Annotated in this window: 14 protein-coding genes; 8 read left to right on the forward strand and 6 right to left on the reverse strand. The window is 36.4% G+C overall.

Annotated features, from left to right (window positions below; all coding sequences use genetic code 11):
• Positions 1 to 4 precede the first annotated feature (4 nt).
• A complete protein-coding gene (locus tag DCS95_RS12780; RefSeq protein ID WP_116771179.1) occupies positions 5 to 3727 on the reverse strand; it encodes a metallophosphoesterase in 3723 nt (1240 codons plus the stop codon).
• Positions 3728 to 3782: 55 nt separating this feature from the next.
• On the opposite strand from DCS95_RS12780, the gene DCS95_RS12785 reads away from it, so the two are divergent.
• The gene (locus tag DCS95_RS12785; protein ID WP_116771180.1) at positions 3783 to 5000 is read left to right on the forward strand and encodes a Pycsar system effector family protein; all 1218 of its coding nucleotides are present in this window, start codon (positions 3783 to 3785) and stop codon (positions 4998 to 5000) included.
• On the opposite strand, the gene DCS95_RS12790 is transcribed toward DCS95_RS12785, so the two are convergent.
• Complete coding sequence (locus tag DCS95_RS12790; protein ID WP_116771181.1) at positions 4989 to 7361, reverse strand: GAF domain-containing protein; 2373 nt, start codon at positions 7359 to 7361, stop codon at positions 4989 to 4991. The two genes, DCS95_RS12785 and DCS95_RS12790, sit on opposite strands and share 12 nt — an antisense overlap.
• Positions 7362 to 7472: 111 nt before the next feature.
• On the opposite strand from DCS95_RS12790, the gene DCS95_RS12795 reads away from it, so the two are divergent.
• A complete protein-coding gene (locus tag DCS95_RS12795; RefSeq protein WP_116771182.1) occupies positions 7473 to 8369 on the forward strand; it encodes a metallophosphoesterase in 897 nt (298 codons plus the stop codon).
• Position 8370: 1 nt separating this feature from the next.
• Here DCS95_RS12795 and DCS95_RS12800 read toward each other — a convergent pair whose 3' ends face one another.
• Positions 8371 to 9636 carry an aminotransferase class V-fold PLP-dependent enzyme gene (locus tag DCS95_RS12800; protein WP_244178456.1) on the reverse strand — a complete coding sequence of 422 codons (1266 nt, stop codon included), beginning with the start codon at positions 9634 to 9636 and terminating at the stop codon, positions 8371 to 8373.
• 365 nt (positions 9637 to 10001) lie between these two features.
• Here DCS95_RS12800 and aqpZ point away from each other — a divergent pair, with 365 nt between their 5' ends.
• From aqpZ to DCS95_RS12830, 6 genes are all read left to right on the forward strand, one after another.
• Positions 10002 to 10697, forward strand: a complete 696-nt coding sequence (gene aqpZ, locus DCS95_RS12805) for an aquaporin Z (protein WP_116771183.1) — start codon at positions 10002 to 10004, stop codon at positions 10695 to 10697.
• Positions 10698 to 10794: 97 nt separating this feature from the next.
• The gene (locus DCS95_RS12810; RefSeq protein ID WP_116771184.1) at positions 10795 to 12111 is read left to right on the forward strand and encodes a gluconate:H+ symporter; all 1317 of its coding nucleotides are present in this window, start codon (positions 10795 to 10797) and stop codon (positions 12109 to 12111) included.
• A 10-nt stretch (positions 12112 to 12121) separates the two neighbouring features.
• A complete protein-coding gene (locus DCS95_RS12815; protein ID WP_116771185.1) occupies positions 12122 to 12589 on the forward strand; it encodes a RidA family protein in 468 nt (155 codons plus the stop codon).
• 5 nt (positions 12590 to 12594) lie between these two features.
• On the forward strand, positions 12595 to 13707 hold the full coding sequence (locus DCS95_RS12820; RefSeq protein WP_116771186.1) for a D-TA family PLP-dependent enzyme: 1113 nt from the start codon (positions 12595 to 12597) through the stop codon (positions 13705 to 13707).
• Between the two features lie 2 nt (positions 13708 to 13709).
• Entirely contained in the window at positions 13710 to 14774 is a 1065-nt protein-coding gene (locus DCS95_RS12825; RefSeq protein WP_116771187.1) for a dipeptidase, read from the forward strand.
• Positions 14775 to 15507: 733 nt separating this feature from the next.
• Positions 15508 to 16161 carry a hypothetical protein gene (locus tag DCS95_RS12830; protein ID WP_116771188.1) on the forward strand — a complete coding sequence of 218 codons (654 nt, stop codon included), beginning with the start codon at positions 15508 to 15510 and terminating at the stop codon, positions 16159 to 16161.
• Positions 16162 to 16209: 48 nt separating this feature from the next.
• Here the strand turns inward: DCS95_RS12830 and DCS95_RS12835 are convergent, their stop codons facing one another.
• The 3 genes from DCS95_RS12835 to DCS95_RS12845 are packed head-to-tail and all read right to left on the reverse strand — an operon-like array spanning position 16210 to position 23007.
• Positions 16210 to 19848, reverse strand: coding sequence for an ABC transporter permease/M1 family aminopeptidase (locus tag DCS95_RS12835; RefSeq protein ID WP_116771189.1), 3639 nt, complete (start codon positions 19846 to 19848; stop codon positions 16210 to 16212).
• A gap of 33 nt (positions 19849 to 19881) precedes the next feature.
• Positions 19882 to 20769, reverse strand: a complete 888-nt coding sequence (locus DCS95_RS12840) for an ABC transporter ATP-binding protein (protein WP_116771190.1) — start codon at positions 20767 to 20769, stop codon at positions 19882 to 19884.
• Positions 20770 to 20826: 57 nt separating this feature from the next.
• Positions 20827 to 23007 (reverse strand): acylase, encoded by a 2181-nt coding sequence (locus DCS95_RS12845; protein ID WP_116771191.1) that lies wholly within the window; start codon positions 23005 to 23007, stop codon positions 20827 to 20829.
• Between the last annotated feature and the right edge of the window lie 7 nt (positions 23008 to 23014).

The raw sequence follows: 23014 nt of genomic DNA on the forward strand, positions 1-23014 counted from the left end.
CTTTTTAAAATCCGAACCCTAAACCAAAAGTAAACCTAGCTCCGTCTTCGCTAGCAAATATTGCTGTATTTACGGATATAATATCTGAGGCATTTAAGAAAAATCCTCCACCGTAAGAGGTATGCCATCTTCCTGAATCAATACCTGGAAACCATACCCTACCATAATCAAACCCTCCAAAGAGTCCCATCGCAGTGGGTAACAACCTTGTTCGTTTTTTTCTAAGGCTAAATCTAATATCCGTATTCTGGTAGTATGATGTTTTACCGGTAAAACGCTGATTTCTAAACCCACGTAGACCATCTATACCGCCAATACTCGCAGCTTGATAAAACTCATATTCATCACCTATGTTAAAATGCGCCTTCCATTTTGTAGCCAGTACCAACCTGCCACTTGGTATCAATTTATAATCAAAACTTAAACTTGGTACTATATAACCAAAATTACCTCCGTCTTTAGAAAGGTTTTCTTTAAAACCTGCCTCTAACGAAGTTGACATCCCAAGGGTTGGAAAAGCTTCATTATCCTTGTTTTCATATGCGTAAGAGGCATGAGCTCCAACAAAATCGCTATTGGTCTCTTCTCCATTTTGCTGGTAAAAGGTATTTATAAATCTATCATTGGTTTCCTCAACACTGATATTCTCGTATGACAGACCTAATTTTACTTTTGCTCCCAATTGCCCTCTCCACACCAATGATGGCGAAAAATCTATTTGCCTAAGTTTTACCCTGTTGTAATCCAAACTTAAATCATCGTCTAAATTTTCAGTATTGTTTCCAAAACCAAAGAAATTGATAGCAAAATTCGGACTCGTAAATCGTGCTTTCAACTCAGCATTCCAATTCTCGAACACATGGGCAAATTCACCTCGATACTTAAAATCAAATCCGCTTGTTGCGAAATAATACGATGCTGCAAAAGTGTGCTGCTGGGTAAATGGGTTTTGCCTAAAACCATTATAAGTATAGGTATTTACAAAACCAATACGCACCCCGTCATCTGGATTATAACCAATTGTTGGTATAATCTGATTAAAGCTATTTCTTAGTTTTAATGGTTGGTAGGTATTCAAATTATATTCATCCGACAATTTAACCTTTGCCCCGCCTGTTTCTTCAAAGGTGTTCTTCTTACTTTTAAAATCATATAAAGCAACCTTTTTACCATCGTCTACCCTATAGATATCATTATTGTGACCACCGATTATCCTCACCTTTACTCCCGAGTAATTAGCCGGATTCTTTACCTCAAAAATATCGTCATCATCTAAACCAAAAACCCATAGCTCTTTGGTATCTTCTTTCATAAATACCTTGTAGTAAAACAGTCGTTTCTTCTCGTCTTTTATATTTCTAAAAACTTTTACCTCTGTTTCTTTATCGTTGAGCCTATTGATCTCGAACCAATCATCTTTATCGGTACCCGCAACCACGGCATACTTATTTAAAACTTTGTAGTACTCGTTGGCAGTTTCATCTATATTTTTTAGGCGCGCCAAAAGTATTCTCTTAATTTCTTCTACCGTTTCGTCCCTTACTTCTTCTGGAAAAGATTTGAACGCTTCATCGATATCGCTTTCCTTTAAGTTTTCCTGTAAATATTTAGCTTGTGCCAACCATTGGCTTTTTTCTGTTTCCCCTAATAGGGTAAGATCTAAAACATAGGTCATAGGAGAAGAGTTAAAGCCCTTTACACTTCTTATTTCCTCATTAAAACCTTCCATTAACCTTAAGCCCGGTATTATACGAGTGGCAATATTCATTAAAGCACCATCACCCATTTTTGAGTATACCTGATCTCGATCTCTCGGTACAGGTCTATAGACCACTTTGTTCTTTTTCACATCTTTAAACTCTGCCCAACGCCACTGATCTACATGCCTGTCCCAATCACCTAAAACCATATCAAAAAGACGCGCCCTTAGGTACAGATCCTTATCTACCTCATATTTCTCATCATCACGAAGATCTTCAAGCATGCTATCCGTACTTTTTAAATCGTTGGAAAATCCGAAACTTGCCAAATCACCATGCCCATCTCCCGTGTGTTCCTCTATCATATACAATTCATCGCCAAAAGTATCATTGTACTCATTTAATGCAGGTTGTTTTGGCACATAATATAAAACGGGATTTGTATGATAGATACCTATTGCATCAGATAATCTTGCAGTTGTAAAAGGACCGTAAGGGTGTGAACCGGTGTAAAAATCCTGTAATAATTCTTGCGTATAGGTTTCCTTAAGGTCATCTAACACATATTGATCTTGAAATGCCATGGATTGTAAATAAAGTTCAGCACTTTTTTTCAACGCCCTCATAACATACTCCCTACCATCTTTTGCACGAAGACGAAGCGATTTAGATTGATGCCCTCCTCCCTTTTTAACTGGTACTAGACCACCCATTAACGAATCTAAATTTACCGTGGGCACCTTTACTTTTGTTCCGTAATATTTACGATATCGTTCTCCCCATATTCCCTTATAAAATCCACTTTTTTCGATTTCCTCTTTCGTATACACAGATGCTTCTACCGTATCTGGAAAATTAGCGGTAAGTTCAGCTTCATAGGCTACCTCTGTTGGCGGTAGCACTTCATTTGTAAATAAAAACTCTTCATTTTCGTTTTCATCCACACCATAAAAACGAACCCTAGATGATCCATCTTTATATACCTCTAATGTTGCATACCCCATTTTACCGGTACTAAACTGAGAACCGTTCAACAACTTTGTAAAGCCTTCTTTTGCCCCTGAGCCACTTACAATCTGTGGCGTGTTATTTTCAAGTATATACTGTAACGTATGCTCGTGACCCGATGCAAATATTACTCGATCGGAATATTGTGCCAAAGTCGTTACTCTTTTCATCAATTCCCTATAGCGTTTATTGTTTACATCTTCAATTGATGCTCCAGAAGTACTACGCAACACATTAATAAAAGTTCCCAAAACTGGCAGGGGTACAGCCATCTTTTTTGGATAAAATTGCTTTCTTAGCGAATATTGCCCTCCATGTTCCCCATAACTGTTTGATGGGTGGTGCATGGCGATTAAGGTAGTTCTATCACGATAGTCTTTAATGGCATCTTCCAATTCTAGAAAAAACTTGTCTCTGCTCTTTATCTCGCATTTATCATTAATATCCGGGCGTTTATCCCAATTGGTCAGATACCATTCTGTATCAATTGTAATTATAGCGACATCATCACCAATTTCAACAACATCAATAGGGCAACCATTTTCCGGTAAAAAAGGATCTTTCTCCTTTTCCTTTAATGCTTGCTTAATATAATCTTCTTCTCTTTCTAGACCGATCAATCCTTCTGTATACCAATCATGATTACCCGGTATAAACAATGACCTTCCCTTAAAATCTTCCAATGTTTTAATTTGGGCATCTAAATGGTTTTTTGCCTCTCTATAAGCTTGTGTAGAATCTTTTGGATCAGGTAGCCCTGCCGGGTAAATGTTATCTCCCAAAAAAATGGCAGTACTATGCTTATCGGCCTTGTTCAATCTATTTTTAAAAATTTTGAGTGCAGGGTTCATACCACCAATTGGAGACAAACCTGCATCGCCAATTAAGTAAAAAGTATGTGAAACTTCTTTGGTATCGTCAACATCAACGGCATATTTTTCATCTACATATTTAGTACTATAGGTTGCACAACTTGTAATAAATATAAAAACCGATAGATATGCATAAATCTTTTTCATAGTAGCCTTGCCCTCTTTAAAATTTCGTAATTTGGGTATTTATTATCAATTTTCTATGTCAAATATCTTAGATAGTACCCAACAATTTGTAACGGACTTACTTACCAATCAATTGGACAATAAGTTTTTATACCATAATCTAAGACATACACAAAGAGTCGTTAAAAGTACTAAAGAATTACTTGAATCTAGCTCTCTATCTGATAAGGATAAGGAAGTTTTGCTTCTTGTGGCATGGCTACATGATACTGGTTACACTAAAGGCACTAAAAACCATGAAGAAAGCAGTTGCGAAATTGCCGAAGATTTCTTGACCAAAGAAGGTTATAATGCTGAAGAATTAGAGAAGGTGAAATCGTGTATTCTATCTACAAAATGGAATGCTACGCCAAGCAATGAAATGGAAATGATTATTCGTGATGCAGATTCTTCTCATTTTGCACAAAGTAGCTACCTAGAAACTTCTGATCTTCTACGTGAAGAACTTAAATTACTCGGCTTAAAAAATTACAGTCAAAAAGAATGGCTAGAGCTTAACATACAAGTATTTAGAACTGACCACCAATATTATACAGATTACGCCAAAGAAAATTGGTTAGAGAAAAAGGACAAAAATTTAAGAAAACTCATTAAAGACAAAAAGTCCGAAAAGAAACTTGCCAAAAAAGAAAAGCTAAAAGCTCAGTTTAAAAGTGAAAGTCCGGATCGAGGTATACAAACCTTGTACAGGGTAACATTAAAAAATCATATTACCCTTAGTGATATCGCAGACACCAAGGCGAATATCTTACTATCTGTAAATGCCATTATTATATCATTGGCATTGTCCAATTTGATACCGAAATTAGATAACCCATCTAACGATTACCTAATTTACCCTACAGTTATATTTGTATTCTTTAGTGTTGTATCCATGATTTTAGCCGTATTGGCCACAAGACCAAATGTAACTAGTGGCGAGTTCACCAAAGACGATGTAAAAAACAAAAATGTGAACCTATTGTTCTTTGGCAATTTTCATAAAATGGCATTGAGCGAGTACGAATGGGCCATTCAGGAAATGCTAAAGGATAAAGATTATATATATACCTCGTTAACCAAAGACCTTTATTTTCTTGGTATAGTCTTAAATAGAAAATACTCGCTTTTACGATGGACCTACACTATTTTTATGATAGGTATGATCCTATCTGTCATAGCATTTGCCGTATCCTTTAAATTCTTTGGTCCGGATCGTAAACTAGAACTATTGAGCCAAGTACTAGTCTTTTAGGGCATCCATCAAATCTTGGTAGGTATAGGTCTTTTCCGGCTCTTGCTCTCTTTTGTATAAAATTTGAGCACGTATCGCTTTTAAACCAGATACCCCTTGAAGTCCTTCAAGCTCAACAATTTCTATCTTGTCTGTAAAATAGCCTTTAGATTTCAAGAATTTGATATACCTTAAATACTCAAGCTCATCTTTTTTCTGCGAATAAACAATGGACAACACTCCTTTTTGAGTTAGCCTTTGCTCTGTACCCTTTATATAAGATTTGTCTATTCTTTTCTTTATTACCTCGTAACGTGCATTATAAGTTCCATCAACATCAAACTGTTTTTCATCCATTCTAAAACGAATGGATAATGATGTATTATAGACCAAAATCAAAGAAGCCGCATCTAACGGTACCGGTAATTTAGGTTTTAGTGAGTAATGAGCATTTTCCATTTCACACATTACCTGTAACTGCCAAAGCCTAAGATTATTAAGATATAAAGGATTGTACTCTTTACTTTCTGATATTGAAGAGCCAATATACATGTTGTGCTCTACACCATCGGTTTTATAACGCTCGTAATAGTGAGGAAACATTGCCTGTGCACTTTCTTGTCTCTTATCAATAACCGCAGATAATGTTTTATTGATCTGTGTTACACTTTCATCATAGTTTTTTCTATGATCGTAATAAGAACCAGTGCCCATATCTATCTTAGCCTCATAGGCTAGTATATGGCTTTCAATTTCCTTATCGGATTTTTTAAGATGTTCAAAAACTGGTGAAATTTCATCTTGAACAAAATCAAAAATAGCCTGTTCACTATTGGTATATAGCATTTCTTTTATACTATCCAAGTGATTGTTCACTCTAAAAATCAGCTCTTCGTAAATTGGTAAATTCCATTTTTTCAAGGCAATATTCAATACAGCATCTATTTCGGAAAGCTGAATCATTAAATCTCTTTGAATGGCTAAATTTCTTGCATGAGAAGAATCTTTTATATCTATCTGACCAAACAATGGATAAACATCCTTAAAAACGATTTCTTTAAATGAAGGTGACCTACCCTCTGTTTCATCGAGCATGAATCTTTTGGCCTCTTCTTGAAATCTCCAATACACAGAAGAATGCACCGATGTACACTCATTTTGAATAATGGCGTCTATTCTATTGTTATCTTCATTTTTGGCACGAACAACAGCCGAAACAATAAAAGGCAATACATCATCTAATTTCTGTGCATTAACACCATTAAGCACACCTTTCTTTTGGGAAACTATTTCTAAAACCCCCAATAGATTTCCTTCATATGCTATCGGTGCAAATATGGCACTTTGCACACCCTGATCTTGTAGTCCTTTATATGGTTGCACATCGCCAGATTGTTGTACCATACGGTCCATATCGGCAATGGTAAAATAAGAATTATAATCAATTAGCTTGGTATAAGAATCTACACACAATGCCTGTTTACAATCAACAGCATGTTTGCCTCTTAAAAGAAAGCTCTCAAAACCAATGCCGGCTACTTCTTCAAATTGCTCTTTTTTGGCATCAAAAGAAGCAAAACCCACCTTAATATTAGGTAGACGAAAGAAAGACTTGAACGTCTCCTGTAAGTCGTTCATGAACTTTACAGGTTGTAAAGTATCTTTAGAGATCAACTTCGATTTAATGTTTGAAATTGCTTGTTCCATCGTTACATCGAACAAGTTTGCAATTACAAAACCTTTTGAGATAAAACTTTCTGGCGGAATCTTTTCCATCCAAAGTGCCGCATCATTAGGGTTAGCCAAAAGTTCATCGACATCTTCTTGCGTAATTTCCTTAGCCTTATCGGTAGGTATAATGTCGATAAAATCTGCATTGTACAAAATACGATAATGGCGCATTACACCATTGGCATCTGGTATGTCATAGAAATAAGGCCTACTAAAATCTAACTGATAGCCGTAATAGTAATTTAATACTACCACACAGCTCATTATATAATCTAGATCATCGCCTACATTTCGTATTTCAGGCTCATAACCTTCACCAGCTTCATTGATTATATTTTGAAACCGTTTAGATGATTTTATAATTATATCTTGATATGGCAGTGTTGCCACCTTAATTTCGTTACCACTTAAAGCCTCGGTAAACGTATCTTGCAAAATACGCTCTATCAATTCTTTATGTTTCTCCAACAAAGTAAAATCTGAAAAACCATTTCGCAATTCAGGAAATCCTTTTTCAACAGCAAGTATTCGTTCTGCCGTAGCAGCCAAAAATGGATCATCGCCCCTCAAATGTTCATCATACTTCGACAGAAGTTTTTCAAAACTTATGAGGTGCTTAAACGGCATTTTCTTTCTATCGTGCTTTCCCATGCTTTGGTTAGTCTACAATTTTGCTGTAAAGTTACAAAACCTACCCTATTTTTTAGTCAACTATAGTCTTGTGGTTAACGGGATTTTCGGATATTTAGCGAAAACTACTGCATGTCATCGGAAAACAGACTTAATAGAGCTTATAAAAACGCTAAAACTATTCCGTTTGACGATGCCTCAAAATTCATTCTTTTTAGCGACTGCCATAGGGGCGATAATAGCTTTGCCGATGAATTTGCCAACAATAGAAATATTTATTACCACGCCTTAAAATTCTATTATTCCGAAGGGTTTAGCTATTGTGAACTAGGTGATGGCGACGAGCTTTGGGAAAACATTTATTTTGAATCTATTTTTGAAGCGCATAAGAACGTTTTTAAGCTTTTAAAACAATTTCATTTAGAGCAAAGACTTCACATGATCTGGGGAAATCATGATATGGTCTATAAAGATGAAGCTTATGTAAAAAAACACCTGTCGAGCTATTTTGAGCCCATTGATGACAAGGACAAATCTCTTTTTGAAGGTATTAAGTACCACGAAGCTATCATACTAAAACATACAGAAACCCAACAAGAAGTTTTTCTTACCCACGGTCACCAGGCAGATTGGTGGAACTACCGGTTTTGGCGAGTTGGTAGATTCTTAGTGAGAATCCTCTGGAAACCTCTTCAAGTTTGGGGCATTGCAGATCCAACATCACCGGCTAGAAACTATACCGAACTCATAAAGGTCGAGCGACGTATAAAAAAGTGGATACTTAAGAACAATTTAAAAGTAACTGTAGTAGGGCACACGCACAGACCCCGTTTTCCCGAACCTGGCGACATTCCTCTTTTTAACGATGGCAGTTGTGTCCACCCAAGAAGCATAACCGGTATTGAAATTGAAAAGGGCAATATCTCTTTAATCAAATGGCAGATAAATACCACAGATGACGGGACTCTTCGTGTGGTTCGCATTTTATTGGAAGGACCACAGAAATTATCGGATTATATGGATAGTTAAATCAGCTTCTTTTCGCTATTGTTTTCATGGCGATAACAAAACTATCCAACTCATCTGTGGTAGTATATACATTGGGTGTAATTCTACATCCTTTTACATTTGCATAATCGACACCTACCGTAAATATTCTAAACTCACTTAATAACTGAGCTGCTAGTTCCTTTGCATCCATAAATGGTATTCCCACATTTGCAATACCACAACTACGCTGTTTCTCTACTGGTGTGTTTACCGTAATATTGGGTACGTCCCTTAATTTATCGCTCCAATATTTCTGTAGAAATTGAAGCCTTTTTTGTTTGCGTTCTATACCGATCATCTCAATATAATCTAAAGCATCATTAACAGCTAAATCTGTATGCACTGGCAATGTTCCGGTATGATTTAATCGTTGAATAAGATCTGAATCATTTTCCCAATCTGTAAAAAGTGGCCATATTTTCGTGATTTTATTTTTTGCGACGTGCAACATTCCCGACCCAAGAGGAACACTCAACCATTTGTGCAAACTAGATCCATAATAATCGCAATTTAATGTTTCAATATCTACTTTAAAATGACCAATACAATGCGCCCCATCTACCAAAACTTCCACTCCATATTTATGCGCCATATCACAAATTTTACGAATTGGTAATATTTGCCCTGTAATATTAATCATATGGCTCACCATCATTAACTTGGTTTTAGGTGTAATCGCTTTTTCATATATAGCCACTAATTCTTCATCAGATTCTGGGTTGTTTGGAACATCGACCACCGTAGTTTTAATACTGTATTTTTTAACCATCAATTCAAAATGGTCTTTCATTGAACCATAATCTTGTAAAGCATATATGGCCTCGTCGCCTTTTTTCCATGGATAACCACCAATAATTAAGTCTAATGATTCGGTTGCATTCCTAGTTATCACCAATTCTTCTGGAGTGCTGCCAACAAATTTTGCCAACCGATCACGCACACTTGCTTTATTTTCCCATTGTACGGTACGCATGTAGTATGAAGCCTCATAGTTAACCATTTTTAAATGTTCTATATACTTCATCATAATCGGGGTCGGAATAAAATTATAATACCCATTTTCGAGGTTAATATAATCTGGCTTTAAAAGATAATCCTCTCGTATTCTTGACCAAAAACCATCTTCAGTTTTCGATTCATATGATTTTATAGGCACCCCTCCTTTTACCACAGAACTATAAGGTAAAAATGGTAGAGTAAAAGCCGCTTTACCCATGTTGGTCAAAAACTGTCTTTTATTCATCATAACATTATTATTTAATAACTAGGTTTTTAATTTTTTAATCTCTCTTCTAAAAATATTAAAACTAAACCAATGAATACCAATGCAGTACACTTCAATTCAATGAATTTATCCTATTATTGTTTTATGGCAACAAGAATTATAAATGTGAAGAAAAATTTAGGTAATTCATGATAACTCTTTAATCTACGATATCACTAAACACTTTAAGATTATTGATTTTACATACATTATAATTAGTCATTATTTAATTTATTCAGATCTTATTACGTCAAAATCCTATAAACACATAATAATATTCACAAAAAATTGTGACTTCATTAAAATTTTGGTTTCTAAACTAATACAATCAATTAAACCTTATTGAAATGAAAAAATTTATTGCAGAATTTATTGGTACTTTATGGCTGGTATTAGGCGGTTGCGGTAGTGCCGTGCTTGCCGCAGGATTTCCTGAAATGGGCATTGGCTTTGTCGGTGTTTCATTAGCCTTCGGATTAACCGTAGTTACCATGGCCTATGCCATAGGTCATATATCTGGCTGCCATTTAAACCCGGCAGTAACCATAGGTGTGTGGATAGGTGGCCGTTTTGAAGGTAAAGACGTATTCCCATACATAGTCGCCCAAGTAATGGGCGGTATTGCAGGTGCTGCCATACTCTACCTTATTGCTTCTGGAAAATCTGATTTTGTACTTGGAGGTTTTGCCGCAAACGGATATGCAGAACACTCCCCTGGAGGATTCGATATGACTTCGGCACTGATTACCGAACTGGTATTAACCTTTATTTTCCTTTTTGTTATTTTAGGATCTACCTACACCAAAGCTCCTAGAGGTTTTGCAGGTTTGGCAATCGGACTTTGCCTTACCCTTATTCACCTTATCAGTATTCCTGTAACCAACACGTCGGTAAACCCTGCTCGTAGTACCAGTCAAGCTCTTTTTGTTGGAGACTGGGCTTTAGACCAACTTTGGTTATTTTGGCTAGCCCCAATCGTTGGAGCTGCTATAGCAGGTTTAGTCTATAAAGCTATCTCGCCTGAGATAACAGATAAATTATAGAATTACAATGTTTAAGCTCATCATAAAAAGATAAAATATGATGAGCTTTTTTTTTATGGTATATTTAGATGATCAACTTATCTAACTCAATTTTAATATGCCATTATTCATTGTTATTTTAGGAATTCTACTCCTATTTCTTCTCATTGCCAAATTCAAGCTAAATGCCTTTATAACCTTCATCATAGTATCATTGTTCGTGGGTATTGCAGAAGGTATGGAACCTGTTAGCGTCGTCGATTCCATTCAAAAAGGAATCGGTAACATTTTAGGTTTCCTCGTTATTATTTTAGGTTTAGGAGCCATGTTGGGCAAGTTGGTTGCCGATAGTGGTGCCGCACAACGAATCACTACCCATTTGGTAGAAAAATTCGGTAAAAAGAACATTCAGTGGGCGGTTGTTTTAACCGGTTTCATTGTTGGTATCCCTATGTTTTACTCCGTCGGGTTTGTAATTTTAGTACCCTTGGTATTCACCATTGCCGCAGCTACAGGTTTACCACTTCTTTATGTAGGGTTGCCCATGCTTGCATCACTCTCGGTAACCCATGGATATTTACCTCCACACCCTGCACCCACAGCTTTGGCATCAATGTTCAATGCCGATATCGGCAAAACACTGCTATACGGAATCATTGTAGCCATTCCCGCTATCATTGTTGCCGGTCCTATCTTTTCACGAACCTTAAATAACATTAACGCTACTCCCTTAAAAGAATTTTTAAACCCCGTGGTGCTTAAAGAAGAAGAAATGCCAAGTATGGCAAATAGTATCATTAGTGCATTATTACCGGTTATTCTAATTGCCGTTGCCGCCCTAGCACAACTTCTATTACCTGCAGATTTCTTTCTTACAAAGATCTTGGTATTTATGGGTAATCCAGCAATTGCTATGTTAATTGCAGTTTTGGTTGCTATTTACACCTTAGGATTAGGACGTGGTAAAAGCATGAAAGATGTGATGGATTCCGTTGGTAGTGCCATTACCGGTATTACCATGGTACTTTTGATCATTGCGGGATCCGGTGCGTTAAAACAAGTATTGATCGATAGTGGTGTTAGTGAATATATTGGTGGTATTTTAGAACAATCTTCTATTTCCCCATTAATTTTAGCATGGCTTATCGCAACGGTTATTCGTGTTTGTGTTGGCTCGGCAACAGTTGCCGGTTTAACTGCTGCAGGCATAGTATTGCCACTAGTACAAGGTACTGGTGTTAGTCCAGAATTAATGGTTCTGGCCATTGGATCAGGTAGTTTAATGTTATCTCACGTTAACGATAGCGGTTTTTGGTTGTTCAAAGAATATTTTAATCTTTCTGTAAACGATACGTTAAGAAGCTGGACAGTTATGGAAACTACCGTAGGTGTAATGGGGCTAGTAGGTGTTCTAGTGATTAACATGTTCATTTAAAATAAAAATTATGCAAAAGAAACCTTCTGAAAGAATTAAGGAACTAGGTCTGGTTTTACCGCCGGCACCACCCCCAGCAGGGTTATATAAACCAGTATTGGTCGTTGACCATTTTTTATATATTTCTGGACAAGGACCCATGCAAAATGACGGCTCTTTAATTGTAGGTAGAACAGGTTTTGATATGACCACCGAAGAAGCAAAAGTAGCTGCAAGACAAGTAGCGTTAACCATGCTGTCTACCATACAGACCCATTTTGGCGATATCGATAAAATTAAAAGAATCGTAAAAACTTTGGGAATGGTGAATTCTACTCCCGATTTTGGTCAACAGCCTTTGGTCATAAATGGTTTCAGTGAACTTATGGCAGATATTTTTGGTCCGGATAACGGCGTTGGTGTACGTAGTGCCGTTGGTATGATTTTACCTAGAGGAATTCCTGTTGAAATAGAAGCTCATTTTGAATTACATCACTAACAATTATGGCAAAAGAAAACTGGTATTCCATTCAACATCCCGAGCATATAATTTCTCCTTCATTATTGGTCTATGCTGATAGAATTCAACATAATATCGATCTGATGATTGCCATGACGGGTGATGTTAATCGTTTGCGTCCGCATGTAAAAACATACAAAAATGCCAATATCATAAAAATGCAAATGGATGCTGGCATTCAAAAATTTAAATGTGCTACGATTGCCGAGGCGGAATTACTTGGAGATTGTAAAGCTAAAGACGTATTGCTGGCCATGCAACCCATAGGTCCAAATGCAGAGCGCTTTGTTGAGCTCATAAAAAAATATCCGAACACCCTATTTTCAACGATTATTGACAATACCAAAAGCCTTCATGTTCTAAGTAAATTAGCCCACCTAAACGCTATTAAAATTTCACTTTGGATAGATATTAATAATGGTATGAACCGAACAGGAATTAGTCCTGATGACAAGGCACTTACTTTATATCGCGAATTGTATGAAAACGAACATTTAATTGCCGAAGGCTTACATGTTTATGACGGGCATTTAAGAAATACGGATCCAGCTACCAGAGAAGCGGATTGTAATGCCGCTTTTGAACCTGTACTATCTTTAAAGAATAACATTGAAAAACTTCAAATACCTAGTCCTAAAATAGTAGCCGGTGGTTCGCCCACTTTTCCTTATCACAGCATAAGAAAAGATGTAGATGCTAGTCCTGGTACTACATTGCTTTGGGATTCTGGATACGGTAATGCATTCCCAGAAATGAAATTTCTGCCTGCCGCAATATTAATGACTCGCATACTCAGCAAACCGACTACAGGTATTCTATGTTTTGACCTCGGTCATAAGTCAGTTGCACCAGAAATGCCTTTTCCTAGAATTGAATTTTTAGACTTAAAGCACAGCAAACAAATAAGTCAGTCAGAAGAACATTTGGTGGTGGAATATGATGACCTTACCATACCAGAAGTGGGTGATGTTCATTATGCCATACCTAAACACATTTGCCCAACAGTAGCAAAATATGATACCCTAACCGTTGTAAAAGACAATCAGGTTATTGATTTTTGGCCGGTAAGCGCAAGAACCCAAAAATCTACTATTTAAGCATGTTTATATTTGACGCCCATTTAGACTTGTCCATGAATGCGATGGAATGGAACCGCGACCTTACTTGGTCTGTTGAAGCTATTAGAAAAGCTGAACAGGGCATGACAGATAAACCTGACCGTGGCAATAATACAGTATCTCTTGATGCCATGCGAAAAGGAAATATTGGTCTTTGCATGGCAACACAAATTGCAAGATATGTTCATAGGGACAATACCCTTCCTGGATGGAAATCACCTCAACAAGCATGGGCGCAAACACAGGGACAACTGGCGTGGTACAAAAGCATGGAAGCTGCCGGAGAAATGGTTCAGATCACCAATAAAAAAGAGCTTGATACCCATTTAGAACTATGGAAAACCAACGAGGAAAACAAACCCATTGGCTATTTACTAAGTCTTGAAGGTGCTGACTCCATAATTGACATCTCTTATCTGGAAAAATCATATCATCAAGGTTTAAGAGCTATTGGCCCTGCTCATTACGGACCTGGAACATATGCTCACGGCACCAATTCCGTAGGTGGCATTGGAACTAAGGGAAGAGCTCTTCTTAAAGAAATTGAAAGATTGGGAATTATACTTGATGTTACCCATTTATGCGACATAAGCTTTTGGGAGACAATGGTGAATTATGATGGTCCTCTTTGGGCCAGCCATAATAATTGTAGGGCATTAGTAAACCATCACAGACAATTTACCGATGAACAGATCAAAGAAATCATAGCTCGCAAAGGCATAATTGGTGTTGTTCTTGATGCTTGGATGATGGTACCCAATTGGGAAAGAGGTGTTTCTAACCCGCAATCTGCAGGAGTAAGTCTTCAGCAAATGGTTGACAACATTGATCATATTTGCCAACTAGCCGGTAATGCAGAACATGTGGGTATAGGCTCTGACCTTGATGGCGGATTTGGAAAAGAACAAGGACCTGCAGATGTTGACACCATCGCAGATTTGCAAAAAGCCGTACATTTATTAAAGCAAAGAGGTTATAATGAACAGGATATAAAGAAAGTAATGCACGGGAATTTCATTGCATTCCTGAAGAAAAATTTAAAATAAGCTATTGAGAAATTTTTATACGTACATAGCATCATTTTTTCTGTTATTAGGACTTTCAACAAGTTTTGTTAGTTTAAACACCGATACTATTTCGGTTGTACGTTTTGAAGTTTCTTTATTTTCCTCAACGCTAAAAAATACTTCCTTTGATCTTCATACTGTTGATTTTAAGTATAATAACGACACTGCAACATCTGTAATCGACACATCTTTTGGTGTTTACTGTTATTTATCAAAAATTTGCAAGCAACAATTACATCACAAATTAAAAGGTCAACACTTTCTTTTTCTATCGTACGTAGAATCCTTACGTCAAACTAAATTTCTTACTAAAATCTTCTCTTCAAAATATACAAGAACTGCATAATAAAAATAGTCGTTAAGATTACTTTCTGTGTACTCAATGTACATATGATAAAACCAGTATTTGCTAATTTATCATCACAATTATGTTTTTCAAAAATATCAGCAAAGCCATTCTTTGGCTCAAAAGAAAGGTTGTACTCTATATTGCAGCGATTATGATAGGAATATCAAATGTAATTTATGAAGAGGAGAAAATGATTCATGGAGATTTCATAAATACCGAACAAAAAGCAGAACAAGACTCCGTCTAATACTATTAACACCTACATTTCAACGAATTATGGGGCAATACGTTAATTTTTAACGAAGCCTTAAGTACGCATGGCAGGGTATTTGTTATCTTTATTTCATCAATATTTAAGATACAATGAGAAAAGTTAATTTTCTTTTTATTGTTTTGTTTTCCTTTTTTGCGGCTCAGGTCTCTGCCCAAACAGATTTACCTACCTCAAAACCGCTTAAAATTGACAAAGTTAATCCGGTAAATTCAAGTGGCACACCTAGTTCGGGATCATTTCTTAACATGCCCAATTTAATAAAGGAGCAGCCTAGTTTAGATATGAATTCCAAAAATCCTGTAAAAATGTTACCCGATGAAGAATTGGTACAGGCAGGCACTGGCATGAAAATAGATCCCAAAGTTGGTCCAGGAGAACGCTTAAATGGATCGGGACAGTATTTTCCCGACCAATATCTGGGTGACGTAAAAAGTAGCGGAAAATTTATTGGTATTGTTTGTAGAGATCACGAATACGTTGATGGTGATCGTGTAAAAATATACATGAACGATATGGTCGTAGAACACAACCTACTATTGACCGGCGCTTTCAAAGGTATAAATGTTGATCTCCAAGATGGTTTCAACCGTTTGGATTTTGAGGCGCTTAACCATGGTTCTTCAGCACCAAATACCGCACAAGTTGATGTCTATAACGATAAAGGAGAATTAATCTACTCTAACAAATGGCTGCTTTCTTCTGGCTCTAAAGCAACTTTGATCGTTACTAAAGAGTCCATGTAGAAAGCTATTAAACTTAATTCATATCACCGATATACTTGATATTTTTTACTATTCCAATTCTTCTAGACTAATCAAGTTATCATCCGGTATTCTATCTATCATTTTATTGTAGGGATCTATTCCTGCTTTCAACGGTTTTTTATTAGTAGTAAACGTAAAGGTACTTGTGCCCGGCTTAATCCATTTTTTCTCTAATATAAGTGGCACCTTTTTTGTTTTTCCATTTATAATAGTATCATTTTGAAATATGGCAATATCTAATAAATTTGGTTGATCAGGTGCTTCTAACTCTTTACCATTTCCATCAAAATAATTTTTTTCACTTTCAACCGTAACTTTTACTTCATAGGTATTATCATCTAATTTTTTATAAGTTGCCTCTTTTGCCTTATTCGTATACAAAGTTATTTTCTCAAAACTATCCTTTAAATAATATTGCAAAGAATCTGGAGTGGTTTCTTTTATATACCCATACCATTCATTTGAAGTAGCGAAAGGTGCATGTGGTCTAAATGCAGCACTATCAATAAATTTTTTAAACCCAACATTCAGTCTATCTTCACCAATATAATCTTGTAAAGCATACAGAATCAATCCTCCTTTTCTATACCAAACATAGGCTTGGGTATCATTATCCAATAAAGTTTTTTCAAATTTATTCTCACCAGCTCTGCCTCGTAAATAACTATCCAATTCTCTTTTCAAAAAGTCTTGCATGGCATCTACACCGTATTCTTTTTTCATGACCATAAGCGACGAATATTCTGCCATAGATTCTGAAATTTGATTAGCTCCACGTGTTGCAGAAGGTGTAATTTGATGTCCCCACCATTGATGTGCTACTTCATGGGATGTAACCATGTAAGCATAATCCAGATCTTCAGGGTCGCTAAAATCGCCGGTCCATCCAAAACTTTCTGCATAGGGTACTGTATTTGGGAAAGATTGGGCAAAAGACTGGTATCTTGGAAATTCAATTATTCGCATTTGACGATATTGATATGGCCCAAAATTATCAGAAAAATAGTCTAAGGAATGTCGAACAGCTCTAGCAAATCGTTTTACATTATAGGGATGATCTGGGTGATGAAAAATCTCAATAGCAACCTTTTCCCCATTATTTCCCGTCCAATCTTCTTTGTAAACATCATAGCGTGCAGAGGAAACATTAAAAAAGTAATCCATTTCACCTTCCATTTTATAATGGTAATATTTTCTGCCATTTTCTTTCCACTCTTTTTGTAAATAACCAGGCATTATAGCAATCTGGTCAGGAGCTGTACTAACTGTACCTTCAAAAGTTATATAATCTGCATCATCATTAAACAATAAATTACTTAATCCCCATTTATCATTTTGAGGAGGTGCCGAATATTCCTTTTCCGGCAAACCATATTCTTTTCTGTATTTATCACTTGTTAGTTCATATTGTAAATTATACCCAAAAGTTGGAAAAAAATCATTGTTCAAAAAAGTACCGTTATACACAATATCAGACCCAGAACCCTCATTGGGGAAACCCTTATAGCCCCTTTTTATCGCAAAATTCATGACCAAAGTATCACCAGGCATCATTCTATTTGGTAGTTTATAAAGTTTATAATTAGACTTGCTATATACTTTACCTTCTTTTAAATCAACATCACTTACTGCCAACCTTAACAACTCTGTGTGCAGTAATTGATTATCTCCCCAATTTAAGTGTAAAGAATCAATGGGGGTCTCTCCTTTATTTACCATCGTAAACGTACCGGACATTGTTGCATATCTTTCTTCTGGAACTAAATCCACATCTACCTTTACATCTGTAAATTTTGGTTGATTTATATAGTTGTACTTACTAATTTCTTTTTCATAATTAGCTGCTAATTCCCTGCCTTGTTTTATTGTTCTATAAGAATTTAATTCACTTACATTATAATGAACATACCACCCGGCACCAATACAGACCAAAATAGCTACCACCATTGCCACTTTCTCCTTTAAGCCGAAACGATGTCTTGCCTCTTTCCATCTAGCCTTTACTCCTGAATCAGTTCCTCTTTTCCAAAATAACAACCCAATTATAGCCAGTACGCAACCAAAACCTAACCAATATAAGCGGAACCAATTTTGACCAGAAAGAAAATGTCCAAACCCGTTCATATCTGAAATCGTGTACCTTGGTGCATAACTATATAGATACATATTATAGTCAATATCCGCAAGGCTGCTGATGGCAAACAACGCTGCCCAAATCGCTATGGTTACTACATGTCCTAAAAACTTTTTTGAGATTAAAGCATGTACAAAAAATGCCAACATTACGTAAGAAATATATTTTGGAAATTCTATTAAATAGAGATCGGTAAAATACATACCTAATTGAAAGTTATAATAGCCCTGTAGTATTTGATTTAACAATCCACTTACTAAAATCATGTTTACCAATATGAAACATACAAAAACCAGAGCAAGAAACTTAGAACCGTAAACTACCCAATTCGGCAGAGGCAACGCACCATAAATTTGGTCGTATTTTACACTACGCTCTCTATGTAAAACCTCACCCGTCATAAAAACAATGAGTATAAATATGAGCACTACATAATTATAATCCTTAATCTCTAACATGTAATAGGTCATGGGCATCATTGGTGTACCATAGGTTGGGTTACCAAACCAACCATCAAAAAACAAAAATCCAACAGCTGCAATTAAAATAGCTTTAAAAAAAAGATCCTTGGTTATATTTCTAAATTCCATCCATGCCAAATTCCCTAGCATCTTTACATTATGTGAACTACTAAAAACCTGAGACACTACCGGTATTTTTGTTAATACTGCGGCAGATGAACCATCTAACTCTTTAGCAGCTTTCTTTTTAGAACCTAGCTTCTTATTCAAGAAGCGCTGAAAGTCAAATCTAAAAACTGTAAATAAACATATTAAAAAACCAACACCAACCCATAATATTCTATTCCACATTACAGTATCTTTAAAAGGTACTGTTAAGGTATTTTGCTCCTCTGGAGTCCAATATTGAATTGTATTATTTAATGCTCCAAAACCAAAAGGATCAAGTAAACTAACCAGTTCTTTATTTTCAATATCTTGAGTAAGCGTTAAAGTCACCAAGTAAATAATAAATAAAATTGCCCCGCCGGCATAAGCCAACATAATACGCTTGGTCAATGCAACCAAGGCAAAGAAAATACACCCCGTAAAGAAAAAATTAGACCAATAAAAAACCAATGAGGGCTGTAAATAGTGCCATAAATTAAAATCTGCATAGCGCTCTGCCGGTTCGAAACCTGCATAAGGACCTACAGCATAACCGATCATAAAACCAAGAATCAAACCTAAACTCACTAAAAACAATGTAAACATTGACCCTGTAAACCTACCCAGTACATATCCCTTTTCACTAATTGGATAACTGAATAAATAATTTTGGGTACCATGTTCAATATCCCTATATATAGGAACTCCCATTATGGCACTTGCCAACATAATTCCAAAAATACTGACCACATTTAACGTTGATGCTATATTGGAAGGTGCATTTAAGAACACTTTTTCAGAACCTCCTTCAAATCCTCCAATGGAAATAATCATTCCATATAAAAAAAGGATTCCAAAATAAGCCCAAGTTGCAGGACGTTTTATACGATATTTTATTTCAAATAAGAATATTTCAGTAAACATGATGGTCGGTTTTAGGTGGATGGAAAGAAAAATCTATGCGGTAACAGCGTTTGATCTAGCTGTAATTTCTGTGAAGTAAACATCTTCTAAATTGGCAGGACTTGTTTCAAAAGTTTCATCTGGTCTCATTTCACTATATACATGAATAATTGTTCTACCCGCTTTTAAATGAGTTGAAATAACTTGATGTTCTGCCTTATACGCATCAAGATCCTTTTTGTCGATCATTTTTTTCCAGATCTTACCCTGTATTCCAGATATTATTTCGGTAGGATTACCTTGTGCTACAACCTCTCCAAGGCAAATAATAGCCATGTTCTTGCACAGATTAGCCACATCTTCAACAATATGTGTAGAAAGAATAATGATGGTGTTTTCCCCTATTTCACTTAACAAATTATGAAAGCGAACTCGCTCTGCAGGATCAAGACCAGCTGTAGGCTCATCCACAATTATTAATTTGGGAGAACTGATCAGTGCCTGTGCAATTCCAAACCTTTGTTTCATTCCACCAGAATAAGTACCTAAACTTTTATTGCGAACGTGCCAAAGATTAGTTTTATTCAATAGCGCCTCAACCAAATCTTTTCGTTCACCTCTATTCGAAACACCTTTTAAAGAAGCAATGTGATCCAACATTTTATAAGATGTTACCTTTGGATAAACACCAAATTCTTGCGGTAAATATCCCAAAACCTCCCTTACCCTATCAGTATCTTTTAATATATCTATATCCCCCATAGTAATACTTCCTGAATCTGGCTGTTGTAGTGTAGCCATGGTTCGCATTAGAGAGGATTTACCGGCACCATTCGGTCCCAACAGACCAAACATACCTTGTGGAATAGTTAATGTAATATTCTTTAAAGCGTGTACTCCGTTGGAATACGTTTTACTTAGGTTTTCAATTTTTAGCTCCATGTACAGTTAGGTATTTAGTGCAAATTGGATTAACACACTGATTATTACCTAAATATACTAATTTCTTTCACCTGGGCTGTAAGTTTCTTCTGCTCTTTTTAAAACATCTTTCTTATAGTACGGTACTTCTTTCCAATCGATGTTCCTATACCTTTCTATTTGATCACTAAAATGTGGTGAAGTTGGATCACCGCTTTGCCCACCTGCCAATATACTTTTCGCTTTAACGGTTTCGCCAAATTCCACTACTGCTGCAAAGCTATTGCCTCTTGTTCCATATATTTTTTTTGCACCTTCTGTTGTATAACGAGCTCCATAAGCCGCTAAAGCCCCCCATCTACCGGATGCGAACCCTATTGGCATACTTTGTTTACTATCATCAAATTGTTGAACAATATCGCCCGTAACTCTTTGATATCTATTTACTTCTCCCCATGGCATTTTCCATGTGCCAAAGTCAGATGAAAGTTCATCTATAACTTCTTCGAATATTCTTAAAGATTCATCCGTATGCGTCCCAAAATAAATCATGCGTTCCATATCGCTCATTCTATTTGGATGCTTTGCCCTACTTCCCATTGCGGTTCCATAAAAATGCGCCAAAGTCATGGCTACTTGATCTTCTCCAGTAGTAAAATCCCAATCTTCAAGAATTTTTATTGGTTCGCTTAATTTCGGATTCTTATCGCTATGTGAATTATAAGCCCTTACCAATCCAGGAATCAAGGCCTTAAACGCCGGTAAATATGGATCATGGGCTAATTGAATTAAGCTATCTATGGTATACCCTTTTCGATCTTTCAATAACGCTATGGCATGCACTCCTCTAAAATTTTCTTGATCTCTAGACATGTAATAGGGATAGCCTTCTTTCTTTGGACTAAATTCCAATGCAGCTGTATAAGGAGTAGAGTTACAATTTTGAATCCACCCATTATCTGGATTTAGCACTAGAATATTTTCGTCGACCGTATGCAGCCCTTGCCAATCTGTTTTAGGATTACTACCATCAACTGGCTCAGAATAATTAAATTGCACATCGCGTTTTGGAACGTAATTGCCATGAAAATAAGCGATATTACCTTCTGCATCTGCATACACGGTATTATTACTAGAATTGGTACGAATATCCATCATTTCACGAAAACCTTTGTACCCGTTTTGTTTTGTTCGGATGAATGACTGCTCTAATGCTTTTACCGGTTCCCACATCATGGCAGAAGCCGTCCATTGCCCATCGGCAACATGGGTTATTGGACCATGATGGGTTCTGTAGGCTGGAAATCTCTTCTCTTTCAATTCTTGTCCGTCTATATATTTCAACACAATTTCCGATGATGCTACGGGTCGTAATTCTTCTCCGTATTGATAGACCAACTGGTCATTATTCTTAATAATAATTTCCTTAAATTCATCCATAACATCGGTGTAGGTTGAAGTATGCATCCATCCGGTTTTTTCATTGAATCCTTGATAAACGAAAAACTGACCCCATGTCACCGCACCATAGGCATTTAATCCTTCCTCCGAAACTACATGAACCTCTCCCCTAAAATAAAACGAGGTATGCGGATTGATTAATAATAACGGATTACCAGATTGGGTCAATGTACCTGAAATAGCTATCCCGTTAGAACCCTGGGGTTCTTCGGCTTCTCTTTCTTTTTCTAATTGCATCAATTCCATTTCTGGCAGTTCCATATCACTTTCATAAAAAGCAGCGATTTTCTTTGTTGAAATTCGCTCTATATCCCCGCCTATTGAACCTTCACTAAAATACATGGGCATCCAAGGTTCAAAATGTGTCAACAATCTTGGTTTTACCTCTGGGTGGGTGTATAGGTAATAGTTTATACCATCTGCAAAAGCATCACATAATTCTTTTAACCAAGCAGGACTCTTTTCATAATTGGCTTTTGCCTCCTCCTCGGTCATGAATAGCTTAGCACGTAAATCGCTATACAATGCTTCTTCGCCATCTACTTCTGCCAATCTACCAGTTGCCCAAATATAGTTTTGCTCAACACGGTTAAAATCATCTTCGCACTTTGCGTATAATAATCCGAATACCGCATCGGCATCGGTTTTTCCATAAATATGAGGCACTCCAAAGTCATCTCTTATTATTTCAACATTCGCAGCTTGTGCTTCCCATTTTTCAACTTCAGGGTTTTTTGGTTTTTCTGTCTTACATGATAAAACCAAGACAAATGCTAACAAGTAAATTATTCTGTTCATGGATGCT

The sequence above is a fragment of the Maribacter litoralis genome (assembly GCF_003075045.1).
GTDB classification, from domain to species: domain Bacteria; phylum Bacteroidota; class Bacteroidia; order Flavobacteriales; family Flavobacteriaceae; genus Maribacter; species Maribacter litoralis.

What these genes read in the sequence shown, in the direction of transcription:
- DCS95_RS12780 (WP_116771179.1), bottom strand. Translation starts at nt 3,727, where the DNA reads ATGAAAAAGATTTATGCATATCTATCGGTTTTTATATTTATTACAAGT.
- DCS95_RS12785 (WP_116771180.1), top strand. Translation starts at nt 3,783, where the DNA reads ATGTCAAATATCTTAGATAGTACCCAACAATTTGTAACGGACTTACTT.
- DCS95_RS12790 (WP_116771181.1), bottom strand. Translation starts at nt 7,361, where the DNA reads ATGGGAAAGCACGATAGAAAGAAAATGCCGTTTAAGCACCTCATAAGT.
- DCS95_RS12795 (WP_116771182.1), top strand. Translation starts at nt 7,473, where the DNA reads ATGTCATCGGAAAACAGACTTAATAGAGCTTATAAAAACGCTAAAACT.
- DCS95_RS12800 (WP_244178456.1), bottom strand. Translation starts at nt 9,636, where the DNA reads ATGATGAATAAAAGACAGTTTTTGACCAACATGGGTAAAGCGGCTTTT.
- aqpZ (WP_116771183.1), top strand. Translation starts at nt 10,002, where the DNA reads ATGAAAAAATTTATTGCAGAATTTATTGGTACTTTATGGCTGGTATTA.
- DCS95_RS12810 (WP_116771184.1), top strand. Translation starts at nt 10,795, where the DNA reads ATGCCATTATTCATTGTTATTTTAGGAATTCTACTCCTATTTCTTCTC.
- DCS95_RS12815 (WP_116771185.1), top strand. Translation starts at nt 12,122, where the DNA reads ATGCAAAAGAAACCTTCTGAAAGAATTAAGGAACTAGGTCTGGTTTTA.
- DCS95_RS12820 (WP_116771186.1), top strand. Translation starts at nt 12,595, where the DNA reads ATGGCAAAAGAAAACTGGTATTCCATTCAACATCCCGAGCATATAATT.
- DCS95_RS12825 (WP_116771187.1), top strand. Translation starts at nt 13,710, where the DNA reads ATGTTTATATTTGACGCCCATTTAGACTTGTCCATGAATGCGATGGAA.
- DCS95_RS12830 (WP_116771188.1), top strand. Translation starts at nt 15,508, where the DNA reads ATGAGAAAAGTTAATTTTCTTTTTATTGTTTTGTTTTCCTTTTTTGCG.
- DCS95_RS12835 (WP_116771189.1), bottom strand. Translation starts at nt 19,848, where the DNA reads ATGTTTACTGAAATATTCTTATTTGAAATAAAATATCGTATAAAACGT.
- DCS95_RS12840 (WP_116771190.1), bottom strand. Translation starts at nt 20,769, where the DNA reads ATGGAGCTAAAAATTGAAAACCTAAGTAAAACGTATTCCAACGGAGTA.
- DCS95_RS12845 (WP_116771191.1), bottom strand. Translation starts at nt 23,007, where the DNA reads ATGAACAGAATAATTTACTTGTTAGCATTTGTCTTGGTTTTATCATGT.